Origin of the sequence: Flavobacterium taihuense, from assembly GCF_019351435.1 — a bacterium.
Classification (GTDB): domain Bacteria; phylum Bacteroidota; class Bacteroidia; order Flavobacteriales; family Flavobacteriaceae; genus Flavobacterium; species Flavobacterium taihuense.
The window spans coordinates 94028-115391 of the sequence record NZ_JAHWYN010000015.1 but is presented as its reverse complement, the minus strand read 5'-3'; the positions used below and the strand labels follow the sequence as shown (position 1 = coordinate 115391).

19 protein-coding genes are annotated in these 21364 nt (G+C 34.9%); 6 read left to right on the top strand and 13 right to left on the bottom strand.

The window, feature by feature from the left end; genetic code table 11:
- Positions 1-143 precede the first annotated feature (143 nt).
- From KZH69_RS15645 to KZH69_RS15600, 10 genes are all read right to left on the bottom strand, one after another.
- Entirely contained in the window at positions 144-1016 is an 873-nt protein-coding gene (locus KZH69_RS15645; protein WP_219318414.1) for a sugar phosphate isomerase/epimerase family protein, read from the bottom strand.
- A 101-nt stretch (positions 1017-1117) separates the two neighbouring features.
- Positions 1118-2347: a nucleoside permease gene (locus KZH69_RS15640; RefSeq protein WP_219318413.1), complete on the bottom strand. Its 1230-nt coding sequence runs from the start codon at positions 2345-2347 to the stop codon at positions 1118-1120.
- Positions 2348-2386: 39 nt separating this feature from the next.
- Positions 2387-3097: a 3-keto-disaccharide hydrolase gene (locus KZH69_RS15635; protein WP_219318412.1), complete on the bottom strand. Its 711-nt coding sequence runs from the start codon at positions 3095-3097 to the stop codon at positions 2387-2389.
- 131 nt (positions 3098-3228) lie between these two features.
- The gene (locus tag KZH69_RS15630) at positions 3229-4692 is read right to left on the bottom strand and encodes a Gfo/Idh/MocA family protein (protein ID WP_219318411.1); all 1464 of its coding nucleotides are present in this window, start codon (positions 4690-4692) and stop codon (positions 3229-3231) included.
- 15 nt (positions 4693-4707) lie between these two features.
- The gene (locus KZH69_RS15625; protein WP_219318410.1) at positions 4708-5070 is read right to left on the bottom strand and encodes a c-type cytochrome; all 363 of its coding nucleotides are present in this window, start codon (positions 5068-5070) and stop codon (positions 4708-4710) included.
- A 19-nt stretch (positions 5071-5089) separates the two neighbouring features.
- Positions 5090-6142, bottom strand: a complete 1053-nt coding sequence (locus tag KZH69_RS15620) for a sugar phosphate isomerase/epimerase family protein (protein ID WP_219318409.1) — start codon at positions 6140-6142, stop codon at positions 5090-5092.
- A gap of 10 nt (positions 6143-6152) precedes the next feature.
- Positions 6153-7307, bottom strand: a complete 1155-nt coding sequence (locus tag KZH69_RS15615; RefSeq protein WP_219318408.1) for a Gfo/Idh/MocA family protein — start codon at positions 7305-7307, stop codon at positions 6153-6155.
- A 19-nt stretch (positions 7308-7326) separates the two neighbouring features.
- Positions 7327-9030, bottom strand: a complete 1704-nt coding sequence (locus KZH69_RS15610; RefSeq protein ID WP_219318407.1) for a GMC oxidoreductase — start codon at positions 9028-9030, stop codon at positions 7327-7329.
- 50 nt (positions 9031-9080) lie between these two features.
- Entirely contained in the window at positions 9081-9644 is a 564-nt protein-coding gene (locus KZH69_RS15605) for a gluconate 2-dehydrogenase subunit 3 family protein (protein WP_219318406.1), read from the bottom strand.
- Positions 9645-9978: 334 nt separating this feature from the next.
- Positions 9979-10386: a glyoxalase gene (locus KZH69_RS15600; RefSeq protein WP_219318405.1), complete on the bottom strand. Its 408-nt coding sequence runs from the start codon at positions 10384-10386 to the stop codon at positions 9979-9981.
- A 70-nt stretch (positions 10387-10456) separates the two neighbouring features.
- On the opposite strand from KZH69_RS15600, the gene KZH69_RS15595 reads away from it, so the two are divergent.
- Positions 10457-10843, top strand: a complete 387-nt coding sequence (locus KZH69_RS15595; protein ID WP_111410862.1) for an acyl-CoA thioesterase — start codon at positions 10457-10459, stop codon at positions 10841-10843.
- A gap of 147 nt (positions 10844-10990) precedes the next feature.
- On the opposite strand, the gene KZH69_RS15590 is transcribed toward KZH69_RS15595, so the two are convergent.
- Both KZH69_RS15590 and KZH69_RS15585 read right to left on the bottom strand, forming a co-directional pair.
- A complete protein-coding gene (locus KZH69_RS15590) occupies positions 10991-12247 on the bottom strand; it encodes a mechanosensitive ion channel family protein (RefSeq protein WP_219318404.1) in 1257 nt (418 codons plus the stop codon).
- 3 nt (positions 12248-12250) lie between these two features.
- A complete protein-coding gene (locus KZH69_RS15585; RefSeq protein WP_219318403.1) occupies positions 12251-12526 on the bottom strand; it encodes a DUF3817 domain-containing protein in 276 nt (91 codons plus the stop codon).
- A 105-nt stretch (positions 12527-12631) separates the two neighbouring features.
- On the opposite strand from KZH69_RS15585, the gene KZH69_RS15580 reads away from it, so the two are divergent.
- The 5 genes from KZH69_RS15580 to KZH69_RS15560 all read left to right on the top strand — a co-directional run bounded on the left by KZH69_RS15580 (position 12632) and on the right by KZH69_RS15560 (position 19510).
- A complete protein-coding gene (locus tag KZH69_RS15580; protein WP_219318402.1) occupies positions 12632-13159 on the top strand; it encodes a DUF6155 family protein in 528 nt (175 codons plus the stop codon).
- Positions 13160-13268: 109 nt separating this feature from the next.
- On the top strand, positions 13269-14807 hold the full coding sequence (locus KZH69_RS15575) for a DEAD/DEAH box helicase (RefSeq protein WP_219318401.1): 1539 nt from the start codon (positions 13269-13271) through the stop codon (positions 14805-14807).
- A 198-nt stretch (positions 14808-15005) separates the two neighbouring features.
- On the top strand, positions 15006-16340 hold the full coding sequence (locus KZH69_RS15570; protein ID WP_219318400.1) for a DEAD/DEAH box helicase: 1335 nt from the start codon (positions 15006-15008) through the stop codon (positions 16338-16340).
- Between the two features lie 71 nt (positions 16341-16411).
- On the top strand, positions 16412-17683 hold the full coding sequence (locus KZH69_RS15565; protein WP_219318399.1) for an NAD(P)/FAD-dependent oxidoreductase: 1272 nt from the start codon (positions 16412-16414) through the stop codon (positions 17681-17683).
- A gap of 132 nt (positions 17684-17815) precedes the next feature.
- Positions 17816-19510, top strand: a complete 1695-nt coding sequence (locus KZH69_RS15560; protein WP_219318398.1) for an AIPR family protein — start codon at positions 17816-17818, stop codon at positions 19508-19510.
- Positions 19511-19758: 248 nt separating this feature from the next.
- Here KZH69_RS15560 and KZH69_RS15555 read toward each other — a convergent pair whose 3' ends face one another.
- Entirely contained in the window at positions 19759-21063 is a 1305-nt protein-coding gene (locus KZH69_RS15555) for a rhamnogalacturonan acetylesterase (protein WP_219318397.1), read from the bottom strand.
- Positions 21064-21364 lie beyond the last annotated feature (301 nt).

The window sequence follows — 21364 nt, the reverse complement described above, 5'->3', positions numbered from 1 at the left end:
AACTATGTAATTTTAAAAATAGCAAAAAAGTTATTTCCAAAAAATATTTTTGAGCTTTTTAAATTAGCTCAAATATTTTTCAGAATAACTTTTCAACTTACACACTTAGTGAGACACTACCTAAAAATATCACATTAAAAAAATTAAATTAATTCTTTAGACACATAGTCCCAACTTGTTTTAATTGATTCAATTGGATTTGGAGAGTAATTAGTTTCTTGTTCCACAAAAAAGTGTTGCATTCCTGAAAGTTTCGCTTCAGCAAAAATAGCTTTAAAGTTGATACTTCCTTCACCAATTTCTGTATTCCATTCCACTTTGGATTTATCCATATCTTTTACATGCCACATAGTAAATCGACCAGGATTAGCTTTAAACAATTGCAAAGGATCATTTCCTGAGCGAACAGCCCAATACAAATCCAATTCAAAATCGACTAACTTTTTATCTGTTTCTTGCAATAAAATATCGTATCCACATTGATTTCCATACTTCGTGAACTCAAAATCATGGTTATGATAAGCTAATTTTAAACCTGATTGTTTACATAAAGTTGCTGCTTCGTTTACTTTTTGAGCAATTCGTTTGTAATCGTCTAAATTACTTCTCAAACTTTCTTCCAACCAAGGAACAGTAACATATTCACTTCCTAATACATTGGCACATTCAATGCAAGACTTCAAAAAGTCTGAATTATTGTCTTTTATTAGCGATTTAAAATCATAATGACCACTAGTAGCTTTTAGTCCATTATCAGTAAGGATCTTTTTGAAATCTTTTGGCGAAGTGCCAAAAAATCCTTTTTCATTGGAAAATCCATAAGTTTCAACTTCTTTATACCCAGATTTAGCAACATGTTCCAAAACTTCTTTTACGTCTTTAGAAAATGCATCTCTCAAAGTGTACAATTGAAGACCAATATTTTTTGGTTTAGTTGAAAAGGCTAGGGAAGGAGCAATTGCCAATGCGCCTAAAGCCAAACCACTGTTAATTATAAAATCTCTACGTTTTATCATTGCTTTTATTTTTTAAATTATTAAATATCACAAATTGCAATTGCCTTTTATAGTGGTTCTTCTATCAAAACTTGTACTCATTTCTTCTATATTTAAATTACTTAAATTTTATTTACTGTTTTGTTTTTATCTTGAAATAAAAGAGCAAAAATCAAGAATACTGCAAAAGCAATTCCGGCAGGAATTATCCATACCATTTGCCAATTGATTGCTCCTTCAACAGTTTTATAATTATCCGTAATCCAACCTGCAACAGCAAACCCAATTAACATTCCAATACCATAAGTCGCTAAAGTAATTAAACCTTGAGCAGCACTTTTGTATTTTTCCCCTGCTTTTGAATTGGTATAAATTTGTCCAGAAACAAAGAAAAAATCATAACAAATTCCATGTAAAGCGATTCCAATAATAAGCATAAAACTCAAATCATCACCATTGCCATAAGCAAATAAAACGTAACGAACTGCCCAAGCAAGCATTCCCACCAAAATTGTTTTCTTGAATCCAAAGCGGGCAAAAAACACAGGAATGAATAATAGAAATAGCGCTTCGGATATTTGTCCAATCGCCATTTTTCCTGTTGGATTTTCAACTCCGGCTGCTGTCAAGAAAGGATGTGCGTTTTGATAATAAAAAGCCAATGGAATGCAAATTAGAATCGATGAAATGAAAAATATCAAGAAGTTTTTATCTTTTAAAAGTTTTAAAGCATCTAGACCTATAATATCAGAAATTTTAATTTTTCCCTCACTAACTTTCGGTGGTGTTTTTGGTAATGTAAAACTTAATAGACCTAAAACCAAAGCCGCAATTCCAGCCAAAAGGAAGGTATTTTTAAGTAATCCATTAGAAACAGCTTCAGTAGAATCCCAATGAAACAAGAAACTAATAGATAAACCTGCTAAAATCCAACCAATGGTTCCCCAAACTCTTATATTAGCAAACTCTTTCTCTGGATCATTCATTTGATTAAATGCCACTGAATTTACCAAAGCTAATGTTGGCATATATAAAACCATATAACTCAATACATAAACATAAAACGTCCCAACATCTGCTGATTGATACATTTGGTACATTAAAAATGCACCCGCCAAATGCAAGACACCTAAGATTTTCTCAGCATTAAAATAACGATCCGCAATCAAACCAATAATAAAGGGCGCAATGATGGCTCCCCAAGATTGGGTGGAAAAAACAGCTGCCGTTTCTGAACCAGAAGCTTTTAAATTGTTTCCTAAAAAAGTACCTAGAGTGACGAACCATGCCCCCCAGATAAAAAATTCCAGAAACATCATTACAGATAATTTAATGCGGATAGTTGTATTCATAAAAGAGGTTGATTTTTGGTTAGGTTAGTTTTGGAGCTATTATTTACAGCCAGTTGTGGTTTCCATCGTATTCCATTCTTTAATCATAATGTTACGATACCACACGTTATTCCCGTGATCTTGCAAAGCAATTTTCCCTTTTTTGAATGTTCCAAAAGCTGGCCAAGCAGCAAATTTACTTCCTGCAACCAGTGCTTTAAAATTATCGTCCCAAAGTACGGTTTCAACAACAATGACTCCGTTTAAAACGTAAGTCAGTTTTCCATTTTTACAAACAATTTCAGCGGTATTCCATTCTCCAACCGGTTTAACTGGTTCCGATTTACTTTGAATTAAATCATATAAATCTCCAGCTCGGTGTTTCGTTATTTTTCCATCCGGATGACCGTCATTATCCAAAACTTGCATTTCTAAACCAGTTTCATAGGTGTTTTTATATTTTTGCGCGTTTTCATTTATATAAAAAATGATTCCACTATTCGCATTTGGTGCCACTTTCCAGTCCACTTTTAAATGAAAATTTTCATATTCTGCATCAGTTACCAAATCTCCTCCTTGCCCATTTTTGGCTGCCTCTGGATCAAAATGCAAAACGCCATCTTCAACTTTCCATCCGGCACTAGCCGAAGTTTTTCCATAAGTATGCCAACCTGTTGTGGTTTTTCCATCAAAAAGAGGTTTGAATCCTTTTTGAGCTTGCATGGTTTGAAATAAAGTGAATACTAATACTGTTGTTATAATTTTTTTCATAATAGATAATATTTGTTTTTTAATGGACTCGAGCTATAGCGAACAGGCGAAGCAATATGGAATCGCCATTCTTTATTTTTGTATTTTAGAATCTTGGCGATTTCATGGGTTTACTATTTAATTTTATTTTTTTAAAAACTTAGGTTTTTCCAACCTTCTCTATAATTGCGTTTTACAAATTGATTGACATCATCTATATTGGTTACTTTCTTGGCTTCATTATCCCAAAGCAATTTTACTGAACGGCCAGGATAAACATCTTCACCTAAATACTCTTTGTGTAAATCATAACCTCTTACGGCAAGATTAGCCATTAATAAAGCTTCAGTTAAAGGGCCCGCAATTTCAAAAGGAGAACTCAATTCTTTTTTACCATATCCTGCAATACAACCTTCTATCCATTGTTTTTGATGACCACTGGCACCATCTTTTACTCGAGGATACTTCTCTGCAATTTTTAGATTTTCATTGCGACTTAAAGGCAATAGTCTTGGATTTTCACTATAAGTGTCACAAATCATTTTTCCTTTGGTTCCAATGAATAAAGTACCATTCCCACCATCACCAAATATTTCGTTTGCACCTAATTCTTCTGGACGTTCTGGTTGAATACCACCATCCATCCAATGCATTTTGATATCGCCTTTCGTTTTATCTGTTTTTGGAAATGTCAATACTACATGACTAGAAGGAGGACAACTTTCGGGGAAATATCCTCTTTTGAACTCATCAACATAAACGGAACCAACACTACATTGTACATCTTTGGCATATTTTAGATTCAAAACAGAAAAAGGTGCTTCCATCAGGTGACAGCCCATATCTCCTAATGCACCAGTTCCATAATCCCACCAACCTCGCCAGTTAAATGGCACTAATTTGTCTACATAATTTTTATTCGGAGCAGTTCCAAGCCATAAATCCCAATCCAATTCTTTAGGAATTTCTGTTTTTGCCGTTGACCATGGAATTCCTTGTGGCCAAACGGGTCTGTCTGTCCAGGCGTAAACCGTATGTACATCCCCAATTAAATCCGCATCGTGCCATTCTTTTAGGATTCTAGTACCATCATTGGACGAACCTTGATTTCCCATTTGTGTTACTACTTTATAACGAGCAGCCGCTTGAGTCATCATATGTGCCTCATAAATATCATGTGCCATTGGTTTCTGCACATAAACATGCTTGCCTAACTGCATAGCCGAAAAAGTTTGAATAGCATGATTATGATCGGGTGTAGAAACTGATACGGCATCAAAATTTTTATGCTCTTTGTCTAGCATTTCACGCCAATCCTTGTAAAATTTTGCTTTCGGTAAAGCTTTTACACTATCAGCGGCTCTGCGTGTATCGACATCACACAAAAAAGCTACATTTGCAAGTCCACTTTTCTCAAAAGAAGCAACATCTGACCTTCCTTTTCCACCAACACCAATACTTGCAATTAACAATCTGTCACTAGGAGCTACAAAACCTCTGCCCATGACATGTCTTGGAATAATCATAAAAGCAGCTGTCGCCAGCACACCTTTTTTTAGAAAATCCCTTCGAACAACCGATTCTGGTTCTTTATTTTTATTAAAGTCTTGATCCATAAAGTAGGTTTCAATTTATTTATTCAATGATAGAATGTATTTGGCAATTTTTTTAGCGTCATCTTTTTTTAATGCAGTATGGGCCGCCATGGGTATTGTGCCCCAAACACCAGAACCTCCTTTAATAATTTTATCCGATAAATAGTTGATGTTTTTGTCATTCATTGGATATTTTTTGGCAATATCCAAAAAAGAGGGCCCAATTACTTTTTTATCAATTTTGTGACAAGTGGCACAATCTTGTTTCTTCATTATTAACTCTCCTTCAGAAGCTTGAATATCTTCTTTACCACTATATCCTGTTGGAACTGATTCATAATTCGAGAAAGAACTCAAAGCTCCTAGAGCTATTATTGCAGCTAAAATTTTAATTTTCATATTGTATTAATTAAACAATTTATATTCCTAAATTTTTTCTATTAAGCTGTGAGTTTGTTTCAACAGCAGCAAAATCATCAAAAGCTTTATCAGTCACTTTGATAATATGTTTTTTTATAAATTCAGCTCCCTCACGAGCGCCATCTTCTTGATTTTTTAAACAACATTCCCATTCCATCACTGCCCAACCTTTATAATCATATTGTGCTAATTTGCTAAAAATGGTTTTAAAATCAATTTGACCATCACCAGGCGAACGATAACGACCTGCACGATTCAGCCAACTTTGATATCCTCCAAAAGTTCCTTGTTTTCCCGTTGGATTAAACTCGGCATCCTTCACGTGAAAAGCTTTGATTCGTTCATGATAAAAATCGATGTATTGAATATAATCCAATTGTTGAAGAACAAAATGTGAAGGATCATACAAAATACAAGCGCGTTCGTGATTGTTTACTGCTTTGAGAAACATTTCATAGGTTTCACCATCAAATAAATCTTCACCGGGATGGATTTCATAACAAACATCCACACCATTTTTATCAAATTCATTAAGGATTGGCATCCAGCGTTTAGCCAGTTCTTTGAAACCATCTTCAATTAAACCAGGTGGACGTTGAGGCCAAGGATGAAAATATTGCCACAATAGTGAGCCACTAAAAGTTGCATGCGCATTAAGACCTAAATTCTGAGAAGCTTTTGCTGCATAATGCAATTGTTGCACCGCCCATTCTTGTCTCGCTTTTGGATTTCCACGCAAGGCTTTTGGTGCAAATCCATCAAAAAAATCATCGTAGGCAGGATGAACGGCAACCAACTGACCTTGTAAGTGAGTAGAAAGTTCAGATATTTTTAATCCGTAGGAAGCGACAATTCCTGTAAGCTCATCAGCATAGGTTTTGCTTTCCGCGGCTTTTTTCAAATCAATAAAGCGGGAATCCAGAGTAGGTATTTGAATCCCTTTAAAATCCAGATTGGCAGCCCATTGGCAAATTCCTTCTAAAGAATTAAAGGGAGCTTCATCAGAAATAAATTGCGCTAAAAAAACCGCAGGTCCTTGCATTGTGGTCATTTGTTGTGATTTAAATTTTAAATTCAGTCCATTTTTGAGTTGATTTTCCCGAAGCGATAACATTTTCTATAAAAGCCATTCCTCGAACACCATCTTTTGCTGTTGGAAAATCAAGCATATTTGCAGTTGGTTCTTTACCTTCCAATTTTGATTGCAAAGTCAAAGCAAAGTTTTTGTATAGATTCCCAAACGCTTCCAGATATCCTTCTGGATGTCCACTTGGAATTCGAGTATTGAAAGCCGCTATCGGCGATAAATATCCGTTTCCAGTGCGATATAATTGAGTAGGGGAGTCTATCCACTTTACTACCAAAGTATTTGGTTCCATTTGATGCCATTCTAAGCCACCTTTTTCTCCATACACTTTAATTTTTAAGCTGTTTTCTTCGCCAGCAGCAATTTGGCTCGCTACTAAAATTCCATTAGCACCATTATCAAATTTAAGCAATACATTACCGTCGTCATCCAGTCTTCTCTTGGCAACGACAGTATTAATATCTGCGCAAAGTTGTGTGATTTTTAATCCTGAAATGTATTCTGATAAATGCGCGGCATGAGTTCCAATGTCGCCCATACAACCACTAATCCCGCTTTTAGACGGATCTGTTCTCCAAGCCGCCTGTTTGTTTCCACCGCTTTCAAAGTTTGTACTCAACCAGCCTTGAGGATATTCAACCATTATTTTTCGAATGTTTCCAAAATCATTCTCAGCTATCATGTTTCGAGCCTGTTTTACCATCGGATAGCCTGAGTAGGTGTGTGTCAAGCATAAATAAAGTCCAGTTTCTTTAACTTTTTGTTCCAATATTTTGGCTTCTGCTAAAGTCAAAGTCATCGGTTTGTCTAAAATGACATGAAAGCCATTTTCTAATGCCAGCATTGCAGGAGCAAAGTGGGCGTGATTTGGAGTCACTATAGAAACAAAATCCATTCTCTCATTTTTAGGTAATTTTGCTTCTGTTTCAATCATTTGGGTATAAGATCCATAACATTTATCATCTGCCAAACCTAATTCTTTACCAGATTCAAGGGATAACTCAGGATTGGAACTAAAAGCACCACAATGCAATTCGATTAAACCATCCATGTTGGCTGCAATGCGATGAACTGCTCCAATAAAAGCATTTTTGCCACCGCCAATCATTCCCATTTTTAATTTTTTCATAATCTAATACTCCAAAAATCTAGATATTTTTTTTCTTTAATTCTTTTACTGCGTAGTCACAAGCTCTGGCAGTTAAAGCCATGTATGTTAATGAAGGGTTTTGACAAGCGGTTGAAGGCATACAGGAGCCATCGGTTACAAATACATTGCTCACTTCATGCATTTGATTCCATTTGTTCAATACTGATTCTTTTGGATCATTCCCCATACGGGCAGTTCCCATTTCATGAATTGTCATTCCGGGATAGCAACCATTGTCATAAGGTTTTACGTTTTTCATACCGGCAGCTTCAAGCATTTCGGCAGCGTCATACATCATATCCTCACGCATTTTAGCTTCGTTTTCTTTGTATTCACAGTCGATAGCCAATACGGGTTGTCCCCATTTGTCTTTTTTTGAATGATCAATGTAAACTTTGTTTTCGTAGTAAGGCAGCATTTCACCAAAACCACCTAATCCCATTGTCCATGATTCAGCAGGCTTAGATAATATTTCTTTGAAATCACCACCAAAAGCTAATTCAGCCACTTCTTTGTGCCAATTTCCCCTACTTGCAGCGCCTTGATATCCAAAACCTCGTAAATAGTCTCGTTTATCTCCATTAAAATTTTGATATCTTGGAATATATATGCCATTGGCTCTTCGTCCGTAAGTGTATTTATCTTCAAAACCTTCAGCACTTCCTTCAGCTCCACATCTAAAGTGATGATCCATTAGATTATGTCCAAGATGGCCGCTACCATTACCCAAGCCATTAGGGTGTGCTTCAGAAGTTGAATTTAATAAAACAAAGGTTGAGCTTAAGGTAGAGCCATTTACAAAAACTATTTTGGCATAAAACTCCATACTTTCATTAGTCTCGGCATCAATAACCATTACACCTTTGGCTTTTTTGGTTTCTTTGTCATAAATAATATGATTGACAATAGAAAAGGGGCGAACCGTTAATTTTTTGGTAGCCATAGCTGCCGGTAAAGTCGACGATTGTGTACTGAAATAGGCGCCAAATGGACAACCTCTACTACATAAATTTCTATATTGACAATTCCCTCGTCCTAGATGGGGTACCGTTAAATTTGCAGTACGACCAATAGTCATAATTCTGGATTTATTATAATGCTTTTCAATGCGCTCCTTTACTGATTTTTCAACGCAATTCATATCCATAGGAGGTAAAAATTGACCATCTGGGAGCAAAGGCCAATTTTCATTTTGACCACTAATTCCAGCAAATTTTTCTACATAATCATACCAAGGCGCAATATCTTTATACCGAATTGGCCAGTCATTTCCGTGACCATCTTTGGCATTATCTTCAAAATTATGATCACTTAAGCGATAGCTCTGACGTCCCCACATTAACGATTTTCCGCCTACATGAAAACCTCTATACCAATCAAAACGCTTGTCTTCTGTGTAAGGACATTCTAAATCGTTTACCCACCAACTTTCATTGGCTTGGCTATAGGGATAGTCTCTGGTTTGTACTGGATGTGTTCGTCTTTGTTCTTCTGTCATTTTTCCAGCATAAGGTATTTCCCATGGAGCTTTCATCGCAGAATCATAGTCCTTAATATGCTCAATGTTCTTGCCGCGTTCTAACATTAGGACTTTTAATCCTTTTTCTGTTAATTCTTTGGCAGCCCATCCACCGCTTATTCCTGAACCTACAACTATTGCGTCATAAGTATTTTGTTTCTTTAAATCAGTATTGATATTCACGAGTCTCTTTTTTTGGATTTAATAAAAATATATTTGTAAACAACTTGACGTTAAATAGCAGCCCAAGCTTTTTGGCCTGGTTTGTATTCTGTAGCACCATCATATCGTCCTGGAATAGGCAAATATTCTCTAGCCATTGTACAACCAATTTCGGAAGAGAAATAACCTAATATGGTTAAATCTCTGGCAATCAAAAAGAAAGAAGGTTCTTTGTTGCTTTCGATAGCCTGTTGCGTCAATTCACTCATGAGTTGATTTTTTTCTTCAGTATTGAGACTCAAGAATTCTTTGTTGAATTTAGTTTTGCATTTGGCCAACATTTCTTCAAATCCATTTTTAAAGACAGCTTGCAATTTTGGAGGATAACAATCTTTTATAAGTAATGGTATGAAAGCACCAACGCCAGCAGCCTTTGCTCCTGGAGATGATGGAGTTGTCGGTAAAATAATTTCGGCAAATTCAGCCAAAATTTCTTCATCCGTGGCTGAAAAAGAATAGGTATTCCATTCGGGATCATAAACTGTAAAACTTTCAAATAAAACACCCATTGTTGTGGCAGAAATTGCTCCACCCATCAAATAAGCAATTTTTTTTAGTGCCTCTCGTCTTTCCATTTGCGAAATATTAAAAATATTATGTAATAGCTGTTAATAATGCAATTATCAATACATTACAATAATAAGCAAAAAACAAACATATTATTTTTTTACATGTTAATTAATTACAATAAATTAATTATTCGCAACTTTTATATTATTAAATCAAGTATTTAAAAAAATATAAAGCAGCAATCGACAAGAAGCAAGAAAAAATTCAAAGTTTTAAGAATGGATTTTTTAAATAAATAGGGTAAAATGAGAATTATAAGTTTTTTTACAACGTAAAAATCTTATTAAAAATAATGAAAAAGATCAAAATCTAATTTCATTGTGTTAAAACAACACAATACTAAGTTGTTTGATTCTCCGTATCGAATAACTGCACTTGACTTTTCAGTCTTTCAATCAATAAATTCATCATTCTTTTGTTCAAACTGGAAGAATTCTGAATATAAAGTGCATATTCATCAGTCGTAAAGAATGCGATAATCATTCCTTTCAAGGCATTTCGGAATTTAATGTCTTTTTGAATCGCATTTTCTATAATAGCCAATTTGTTTTCAACAGTTTTGGTATAAAAATCTCTTTTGTATTTGCTGATGTAATTCAAAAAGGAAGCGATAAACAAATCGTTCTGCAATTTCAAAATGGGCCTAAGTACTTCATTTTGAAACAACTCATCTGAAGACAATTGATTACTCACATTTCCCAATGATTCTCCTCGAATTTCTTTGATTAATTGATCTCTTTGATTCATCTTTTTTTCTTTAAAAATATAAAAATTACTGTTAGTAATGTCTTATTTTAGCATTATTAAATTAAAAAATATGCGCTTTCATACTAGAAAATGGGTAAAACCAGAGGACTTGAACCCTAACGGGACATTATTTGGTGGAAAATTATTGGCTTGGATCGACGAAGAATTGGCTTTATACACGATTATCCAATTAGAAAATTCCAGAATTGTTACTAAACACATGTCTGAAATTAATTTCAGAAGTTCTGCAAGACAAGGTGATATTATTGAAATTGGAATTGATGTGGTAAAATTTGGACGTAGTTCAATTGAATTAATATGTGAAGCCCGAAATATGATGACACGCGAAACAATCATTACCATAGACAGTACAACAATGGTAAATTTAGGCGAAGACGGAAAACCAAAAGCACACGGAAAAACCGAAATTGAGTATGTAAAAGACAGGATCGGTTAAAAGAGAGACTAAGTTTCTGAGTCGCTGAGTTTCTGAATCTTTAATAACTTTAAATAATTAATAAAATCTGCTTAAATCTATTGAATTTGCATTGCATTCAAATTCAGTAGATTTAAGCAGATTATTTTTTTTTAATTCGGTCTTATTCTAGGACTTAACAACATTTTCAGATGGCATTACAAAAATTTCCAAATCAAAGTAAGAAACTGAAGCAATAATATGATCAAATATGTCCGATTGGATGTATTCATAATTTTCAAAACGTTTGTCTTTAGAAAAAGCATAAATCTCCAGAGGAACACCATACGGAGTGGGTTGTAATTGTCTGCAAAGCATTAGCATTTCTTTATTCAATCCAGGATATTGCTGTAGGTATTGGGTAATGTATTTTCGGAACAAACCTAGGTTGGTTAAGTTGCGACCATTTATAGACAGAGTTTTATCAATTTTATTTCCTAAATTGTAGTTGTCAATTTCGCTTTTTCGAAGATTAATATAAGAAGTTAGAAGATCTATTTTTTTTAAATCAAGGAGTTCCTGATCTTCTAGAAAACGAATACTGCTTGCTTTGATAATAATATGTCGCTTGATACGCCTTCCGTCAGAGTTGAGCATTCCTCTCCAGTTTTGAAAAGAGTCGGAACTCAAACTATAGGTTGGAATCGTAGTGGTTGTATTGTCAAAGTTTCGAACTTTTACGGTAGCCAGATTGATTTCTATCACATCCCCATCGGCGCCATAACGATCCATCGTAATCCAGTCACCAATGCGTACCATGTCGTTTATTGCCACTTGAACACTAGCTACAAAGCCAAGTATTGTATCTCTAAAAACCAAAATAATCACTGCCGAAACAGCTCCCAAAATAGTTAACAATTCCTTTTGGTCAATATCAAAAAGCTTCGAAATAATCAGCGCAATTCCAAACATCCACAGCACAATCATGATAACCTGAATGAAACTGTCGATAGGCTTATCGCTGTATCTTGGCATTAATTTTAAATAATCACGTAGAGAATTAAAAATGGTTCTGATAATCCATAAAATCAGCAAAACGATATAAACCCCAACCGCTTTACCAAAGATGCTTTCCCAGTATTCAAATTTATCCAAAATCACTGGTACAGATCTAAATACAAAAAACAACGGAACCAAATAAGCAATATACTTAGCCGTTTTATTGGTCACCAATAAATCATCAAACTTCGTTTTGGTTCTTTGAGCGACAAGAGCCATGATAGTTACCAATATAAATCGGAAAACCACATACAATGCATAAGCTAAAAAACAAAGCAAAATAGTATTGAAAAACAAACTCAGATAAGTCGAAGAAGTTCTGCTCATTCCCCAATCTCTGAAAATAGGGTAGAGGAAGCTAAAAATGGAATGAATGAGTTTGTTCATATTTTACAAATATTTTTTCTCGATATAAAAAGTTCCAAACGGCAATAAAGATGCAATCAATATAATCCCAAAGACTTTATAATTCCAATTTTGAGACTTTCTCAACAAAAAAGCCAATAAAACATAACCTATAAATAATACACCATGACTCATTCCGATAGGATACAGCAATGTTTTGTAAAGTTCCATATTTGTTGGTTTAATAAAAAGCATATTCGAAAATAAAACCAAATAAGAGATACCTTCTAAAATGGCAGTAACCTTGAAAATTTTAAGCATTTGTAGTTGTTTTTGCAATTATAAGGGGCAAAATTAAGTAATAACATCCATTATTGCGGTATTCAATACCAAAGTAAATTACTTTTGTATTCTTAAACTTTGAAAATGAGCAAGCGCGATTTAAAAAAATATTTGAATGAACTCACTAAAGAGCAATTAGAAGAGCAAATTCTTGAGTTGTATGAAAAGTTCTCTCCCGTAAAAGTCTATTACAATTTTGTTTTCAATCCAAAAGAGGAAACACTGCTTAAGGAATGTAAACTCAAAATTTCGCATGAATATTTTCCACTGCAAACTAAAGGCAAAAGAAAAAAGCCAAAAATGAGACGCTCGGTAGCCCAAAAATACATCAAGCATTTTATACTTTTGGGTGTAGATCCCTTTGTTATTGCCGATGTGATGCTTTATAATATCGAAATTGCACAAACTTTTGCTTCAGAAAACATCATAAAGCAAGAATTATTTTATAAAAGTATGTTTAATTCATTCGAACAAGCCTCAAAATTCATCATTTCAAGTGGAATTTTCAATGAATTCAAAAATCGATTAATCGCCATTAGCGATGAAGCTTCAGATCAAAAATGGAAGAATGTCGCTGATTTCAAAACAAATATCGAACTTTTAGAGGACTAGATGTTAAATTTAGAAACAATCTTATTTAATCCTTCCTATATATTTTTAAAAAAAATTGGCTGAATAACTCTTTTTTAGGCGTATTTTTGCAAAAATCCAAAAATATACAATGCATCAAGAGACTTTAGAAATTGAAATTGAAGCCAAAAAAGAACTTTACGCTTACCAAAAAGGAGACATTGACGCCATATTTGAGCGTATCGACAATGCCCCTGCACAACATCATTTATTATACCAATTGCCTACTGGTGGAGGAAAAACTGTAATTTTTTCTGAAATCGTTCGCCGTTATTTATCCCAACACAACAAAAAAGTGGTGGTACTTACACACCGTATCGAGTTGTGCAAACAAACCTCTAAAATGTTGAAAGGATTTGACGTAAAAAACAAAATCATCAACAGCAAAGTAAAAGAACTTCCGGACCAAAATGACTATTCTTGCTTTGTGGCAATGGTGGAGACTTTGAAAAACCGTATCAATGACGAAAAACTACATTTAGACAATATTGGTTTGGTGATTATCGATGAGGCGCATTACAATTCCTTTAGAAAGTTGTTAAAATCATTCAAAAATGCATTTATACTTGGAGTAACTGCTACTCCTTTGAGTTCAAACATAAAATTACCAATGCACCAAAGTTATGATGAACTAATTGTGGGAGACACTATTAGCTCATTAATTGAAAATGGCTTCTTGGCAAAAGCCATTACCTATAGTTATGATGTTGGATTAACATCTTTAAAAGTAGGTATCAACGGAGATTACACCGTAAAATCTTCTGATGATTTATATACTAATATGGCGATGCAAGAAAAATTATTGCATGCATATACCGAGAAATCTTTAGGTAAAAAGACCCTGATTTTCAACAATGGAATCAACACATCCTTATATGTGTATGAGACTTTTAGAGAAGCAGGATATGGAATTCGTCACTTGGATAACACTAGCAGTAACGAAGAGCGAAAAGAAATTCTGCATTGGTTCAAGCACACTCCGGATGCAATTCTTACCTCGGTAGGGATTCTTACAACTGGTTTTGATGAACCAACTGTTGAAACGATTATTTTGAACAGAGCAACCAAATCATTGACTTTGTATTTTCAAATGATAGGTCGTGGTTCTCGAAAACTGCCTAATAAAGATGAGTTTTCGGTAATTGATTTAGGAAATAATGCCGCTCGTTTTGGATTGTGGAGTGATCCTGTCAATTGGCAACATATCTTTAAATCTCCTGAGTTTTACTTGGAGAATTTAAGAGACGACAGCGAAATCGAATTGCATTTCAAATACACGATGCCACCGGAATTGAGAGCCAAGTTTAGCAAAACAGCCGACGTAACTTTTGATGTAGATGAAGAACACAAACTAGCTATTGCTCAGAACTTAAGATCCAAAGTAGTTTTAGAAAAATCCATTGACCAACATGCCGCCATGTGTGTGGACAATACCGAAGAATTACAGGAAGCCAAAGCGCTTTCAAAAGAATTGGAAGCCGATATCGAATACCGTGTCAAACGTTTTTCAAAATGCCTTAGTCAATGTAGCAAGAACTACAGAGAATGGTTGATGGAGGATTATAAGCTAAAAATGACTTTATTAATAGGTAAAAAATACCGTGAAAAAGTCATGAACGAACTCGATTAATAAAAGATCAAATTTCAACGTAGAGACGCAATACAATGTGTCTCTATTTTGATTTATATAAATAATTTTTAGGAGCTATTTCCCGCTATCCGCTATATCTTTCCTTGCCTAAGGTGGCAAGAAAAGGATACCGCTTCTATCGGGGCTAAAACAACATTCTGCTATTCAAAAGCATTTTACAATTAAAAAACAAAAAGCATGTCAACACAATTCTCAGATTTAGGAGTTTCAACAGGAATACTAAAAGCGATTACCGAAATGGGAATTGTAACCCCAACCGAAATTCAGCAAAAAACCATTCCGCTATTGTTAGCAAACACTACCGATATCGTGGGACTTGCCAAAACAGGAACGGGAAAAACCGCTGCTTTTGGATTGCCTTTATTGCAATTAATTGATACGCAAGTACCAACAGTACAAGCCGTAATATTGGTGCCTACAAGAGAATTGGGACAACAAATTTTCAATAATCTGGAAAGTTATGCCAAATACCTTCCTGAAGTTTCCATAGCAGCCGTTTGTGGCGGAATCCCAATCAAACCACAAATCGAACGATTAAAAGCACCAACACATATTATCGTGGCGACACCGGGTCGTTTGATCGATTTGTTGCAACGTAAAGCCATTAGCCTAAAAGAAACCAAATTTCTCGTTCTCGATGAAGCCGATGAAATGGTTTCTATTCTTAAAGATGCCTTGGACGAAATCATAACCGAATTACCCAAAACCTACAGAACCTTTTTGTTTTCGGCGACTATGCCTGGAACTATTAAGCAATTAGTGCAGAATTACTTAAACAAAAACGTAGTTCAGGTAAGCGCGAGTATGGAAACTGTCGGTAACCAAGGGATTGATCACAACTATATTGTGGTAGATCCTATAGAAAAACTGGATGTTTTAATGCATTTCCTGAATTCCAAAGATGGAGAACGCGGTATTATTTTTTGTAAAACTAAAGCTGCTGTCAATAAACTAGCCAAAAACTTGGCAATCAACAGATTTTCTTCTGGAGCTTTGCATGGAAGTTTGTCACAAGGAATCCGTGACCGAATCATGGAGCAATTTCGTGAAGGGCACATCAATATTTTGGTGGCAACCGATTTGGCCGCAAGGGGAATTGACGTAAAAGAAATGGCTTATGTTGTCAATTATCATTTGCCTGACACCTATGAAAATTATGTTCACCGTAGCGGAAGGACGGCTAGGGCAGGTGGCAAAGGACTTTCGCTGACTATCTTACAACCCGAAGAAGTGGGAGAAATTGCCGATTTTGAAAAAGAATTGGGAATCCAGTTTACCAAATACAAAAAACCGTCTGTTGCAAGTATCGAAGAGAACAACACGCTTTTGTGGGCGAAGCAAATCTTCAAAACCAAACCCAATCACGACGTGGATACCGAATTAAAGACAAAAATAAAAACCATTTTTCATCACCTGACCAAAGACGAATTGATTGAAAAATTGTTAGCCAATTATATGTTGCAAAACAAAACTGAAATTACAGAAAAGCCTGTTAAAAAATTCAAAAACTAACATTTGCGCCTAATATAAATTGTACTTTTATGAGATCGTATTAAAATAATCTTTCTCATAAAAGTCTCAATATGCAAATAGTAATCATAGGCGGCGGTTTCGCTGGAATTAATTTAGCCAAGGAACTCACCAACCAAAAAGGAATTGAAGTAACCCTTGTTGACAAAAACAATTATAATTTCTTTCCGCCACTCATCTATCAGGTTGCCACAGGCTTTTTGGAACCCTCAAGTATCAGTTACCCATTCCGAAAGTTTTTTGCAGGTAAAAAGAACCTGCAATTCCGTTTGGGCGAATTGCAAAAAGTAATTCCAACCGAAAACAAAATCATCCTCAATAATGGCGAGTTGCAGTACGACCACTTGGTGTTTGCAACGGGAGCCGAAACCAGTTATTTTGGCATGGAAAATGTCAAGAAAAATGCCATTCCGATGAAAACCCTCAATGATGCCATCGAAATGCGCAATGCCTTATTGAAAAACCTGGAAAAAGCCGCCATTTGCAAAGACATCCACGAACGCAGAAAGCATTTGACCATTGTAGTCGTTGGAGGAGGCCCAACAGGAGTGGAAGTTTCCGGAATGTTTGCCGAGATGCGAAAAAACATTTTACTCAAAGAATACCCCGAATTACAAACCTCCGCCAGCAATATTTATTTAATCGATGGAGGAGATGCCTTACTGTCGCCTATGAGCTTGGAGTCACAAGCGGATACGCTCGAAGCAGTGACGCAACTTGGCGTCGTTGTCAAACTAAACACCCGAGTGGTCGATTACAAAGACGATACTGTTTTCTTTGCCGATGGAAAAACCATACAAACCAAAAACCTAATTTGGGCGGCAGGAGTTTCAGCGAGGGAATTTGAAGGAATCCCGATAGAAAGTTACGGTCGTGGCAAGCGAATGGCTACCGATGCTTTCAACAAAGTAAACGCTACCGAAAACATCTACGCTATTGGCGATACCTGCATCCAACTCAATGATGTAGATTTCCCGGGAGGTCACCCTCAAGTAGCGCAAGTAGCCATACAGCAAGGAGTGAATCTGGCAGAGAACTTCAAATTAATGGTTCAAAACAAACCATTAAAACCCTTCAAATACAATGACAAAGGTTCTATGGCCATCATTGGAAAAAACAAAGCTGTAGTCGATTTACCAAAACCAAAAATGCATTTCAATGGCTTTTTCGCTTGGATGATTTGGTTATTCGTGCATCTAATGTCCTTAATAACCTACCGCAACCGAATCAATACCTTTTACCATTGGATGATTGCTTACTTCTCCAAAGATCAATCATTGCGTATGATTATTAGGCCTGAGAAAAGAACGAAAGGGGAGGTGTAACACCAAACAGTTTTTCATTAAGTCTATAATTTCTGGTAAAAAAAGCTATATATTTGAGAAATACAAAGCAAAACTTAGCATAATATCCCAATTTGGATAGTCTCGCGCTAGTTAGCCACAATTACAGAAAAAATGAGCGAAATACACGTAAATCATATAAAAACTCATATCGAAAAAGAATTCAAAGACTTGATTGATCTGAGTGATGTTAATGCTAAAGGAGAAAATCTTGAAAATTTTTTCCTAACAAGATCACTAGCCGCCTATTCAATCCAACATCATACACAGGTTCCATTGAAAATTGCATCTGAATCAGTAGTTGATGGAGGAAATGACAACGGAATAGATGCAATATACTATGACGCTCAATCTAAATATTTATACCTTGTTCAATCTAAATGGATTCATAATGGTAAAGGTGAACCTGAAAATGGTGAAGTAAAAAAGTTTATAAGTGGTATTAAAGATTTACTAAACTTTAAATTTGATAGATTCAACAATAAAGTCAAAAAAAAGGAAATAATAATTCAAAATGCTGTTTGCGACCCTAAAACCAAATATCAAATAATTTTAACTTATACAGGGATTAATAACCTTGCGGAGCCTTCTAGACGCGATTTTAATGATTTACTGGAAGAGCTTAATGATGCAAGTGAATTAGTTTATTTATCTATTTTTAATCAAAAGAGAATTCATTCTTCTTTAGTCCATACAACGGAAAACATTCAGCCAATTGATCAAACTATACAATTAAAATATTTTGGAAAAGTTACAGAACCATATAGTGGTTATTATGGTCAAGTAAATGGGGTTGAAATTTATGGTTGGTGGGATAAATATCGCAAAAGATTATTTGCAAAAAACATTAGAGGTGTTTTAGGAGATACAGATGTTAATAAAGAAATTACAAAAACATTAGAAGAGAATCCAGAACATTTTTGGTTTTATAATAATGGAATAACTTTAGTAGCTGATTCAGTAGAAAAAAATATGGTTGGTGGGGCATCATCAGACTTGGGTCAATTTATTTGCGAAAATATAAGCATTGTAAATGGTGCGCAAACTGTTAGTTCAATTGGAAAATTTGGTGAAGGAGATACATCGAAATTAGATAAAGTTTTTGTTCCAGTTAAAATAATACAACTGAAAGACGCAGAAGAAAATTTTGGACAAAAAATAACAAAGGCAAATAATACTCAAAATAGAGTCAAAAACAGAGATTTTGTAACATTTGATCTTGAACAAACTAGAATAAGAGAAGAATTATTAATTGATGGTATAGATTACAGAATAAGTAGAGGAGAGTATGAAAAAAATGACCAAATTTCATTTGATTTAATAGAAAGCACAACAGCACTTTCCTGCTCTTCTAATGACATTTCAATTGTAGTTCAATTAAAAAGAGAAATAGGATTAATATGGGATGATTTAGAAAATGCTCCATATAAAAAATTATTTAATGCAAAAATCACAGGTCGCTATGTTTATAATTGTGTTCGTACTCAAAGATTAATAGAGCAAGCCATTAAAGAAAAAGAAAAATCTCTAATTTCAGGAAGAGATCAAAGTATATTAATTCATGGCAATAGAATAATATCATTATTGGTTTACAAAACAATAAACACAAAAAAATATGTTACTGAAAAATTTAATTTCGACGATCCAACTTTATTAGGTATTATGGAATCTAAAGTTAATGATGCTTTTGTGATACTTCAAAAAGTTATTAGTAATGAGTATGACAAGGCGATAATTGTAACTTTATTTAAAAATAAAACTAAGTGTCAAGATATAATTTCAAAAATAACTGCGACTAATTTTATGTAGAACCCGCTCGTGCCCGTTTGAATCACCCGATAGCGCGGATTTGCAATCCGTGCCCGCAATCATAAGACAAACTCCCCACTGGTGCTCATTTCTACACTTAATATTGTCATTCCGACGGAGGAGGAATCTCAATTTCTAAATCGACAAAGATTGATGCTTTTGACTGTGGAGCAACTTGATGAGATTTCTCCTCCGTCGAAATGACAAGTTTGCGGATTTTTGACGCAAAAAAAAGCTATTCTAAATTTTTATTCCCCATCAGGTTTATCAATTCCAATTCGGGCGCTCATCGGCACAGTCCAATCACTTGGTTTGCTTGGGTTTTTAAAAATATAATGAGGAACTGTCGGTTTTATATGTTTAGCAAGATCCAAACCTGCATTTTTAATATTCTGTACTATACATCGAGCCACTTCATTGGCACCAAAACTATTAAAATGGGTATTATCTGCCAAAGCACTTATTTGTCCGGGAAAAGTGTTCTCTGAATAATGAACGAAAGCTTTTTTTGAAAGTTGATTACCCCAGCTTTGGTATAAAGAAGTTGTCATTTTAGTAGCATCTATCAAAGGAACTTGCATCTCTTGAGCCACTTTTCGCATTGCATCTGGAAACTCGCCGTGAGTAGGCTTTAAAGTCCCATTAGGATTAAAATAACGTCTTTGTATTGGAGTTATCAATATTGGAGAACCTCCTTTATTCAAGGTTTTTACAATAATATCCTTTAATAAAGCGGTATACACTCCCGAAGCTCCTTTTCCATCTCCTGTTGCTTTTTCGTCATTGTGGCCAAACTCAATAAAAAGATAATCGCCTGGCTCCATTAAGTATAAAATTTTCTCTAATCGATATCCGGATTCAAAAGATCTTAGCGTCAAGCCTGAACAGGCATAATTAGCAATCACAACATCTGTCGTCAGATAATTTTGAAAAAACTGTGGCCAAGATGCCCATGGCTCCAGATCATGTTCCATAACGGTAGAATCTCCAGCCATATAAATTGTTGTAATTTTTGAAATAGGGGAGACTTTAATGCTTTGAACAATTGATGTCCCCAAAAACTCCAAGGTCAATTTCTCATCCCAATTCAGCCCCTTAATTTCAGCAGATTTAAGAGTAATGGTATTGTTTATATCAAATTTCGCAGTTCTTACATTGACTACAAAACGTACTGTTTTAGTTTCTTTTGCAGCAGTTTTAATTTCCCGCAGCATCAATCTTCTGGACTCCGCCTTTACAGTTGTAATTCCGCTGTTGCTGCCCCCAAAAACAACCTCCACACTATAATTCCCTTCTGGAAGATTTACCGAAAAATAAAATGGACTCTTAGCCGATATTGATTTTTCGTCAAATGTTACATTTTTATCAGATTGTAAATCAAATCCGTATCCAATAGCTTTAGTATACGCAATAGCTTTATTTATGACTGTACCGGATTTTTTATCAGCATTTCTACCAAAATTAAATTCTTTAATAGCTGCATTGTCTTGGGCATTGGCACAGAAAAAATGGGTCATGCATAAAAATAAAAAGATGCTTTTAAAGTGTTTCATAATTTGTGTTTCTTAAAATTCTTCGATATAAACTGATTGCTAATGTACAATGATTGCTCTTATTTTTATGAAATTCGATATTCATTTTCTGACTTAGTTGAAAAAAGCCTACCAGTCAATACACAAGGGTCTGACTGGCAGGCAGTTTAAAAAAAAAGACAGCATGGATTTGCACAAGAGCGAAAGCGAACTGACGAAGTAATCCGTGCCCGCAAAGTAAATCCAAATAAATGGTTTAATTTAGCTTCAAAACCTGAGAAGAGAACGAAAGGTGAGGTGTGATACTTAAGAAATAAAAACT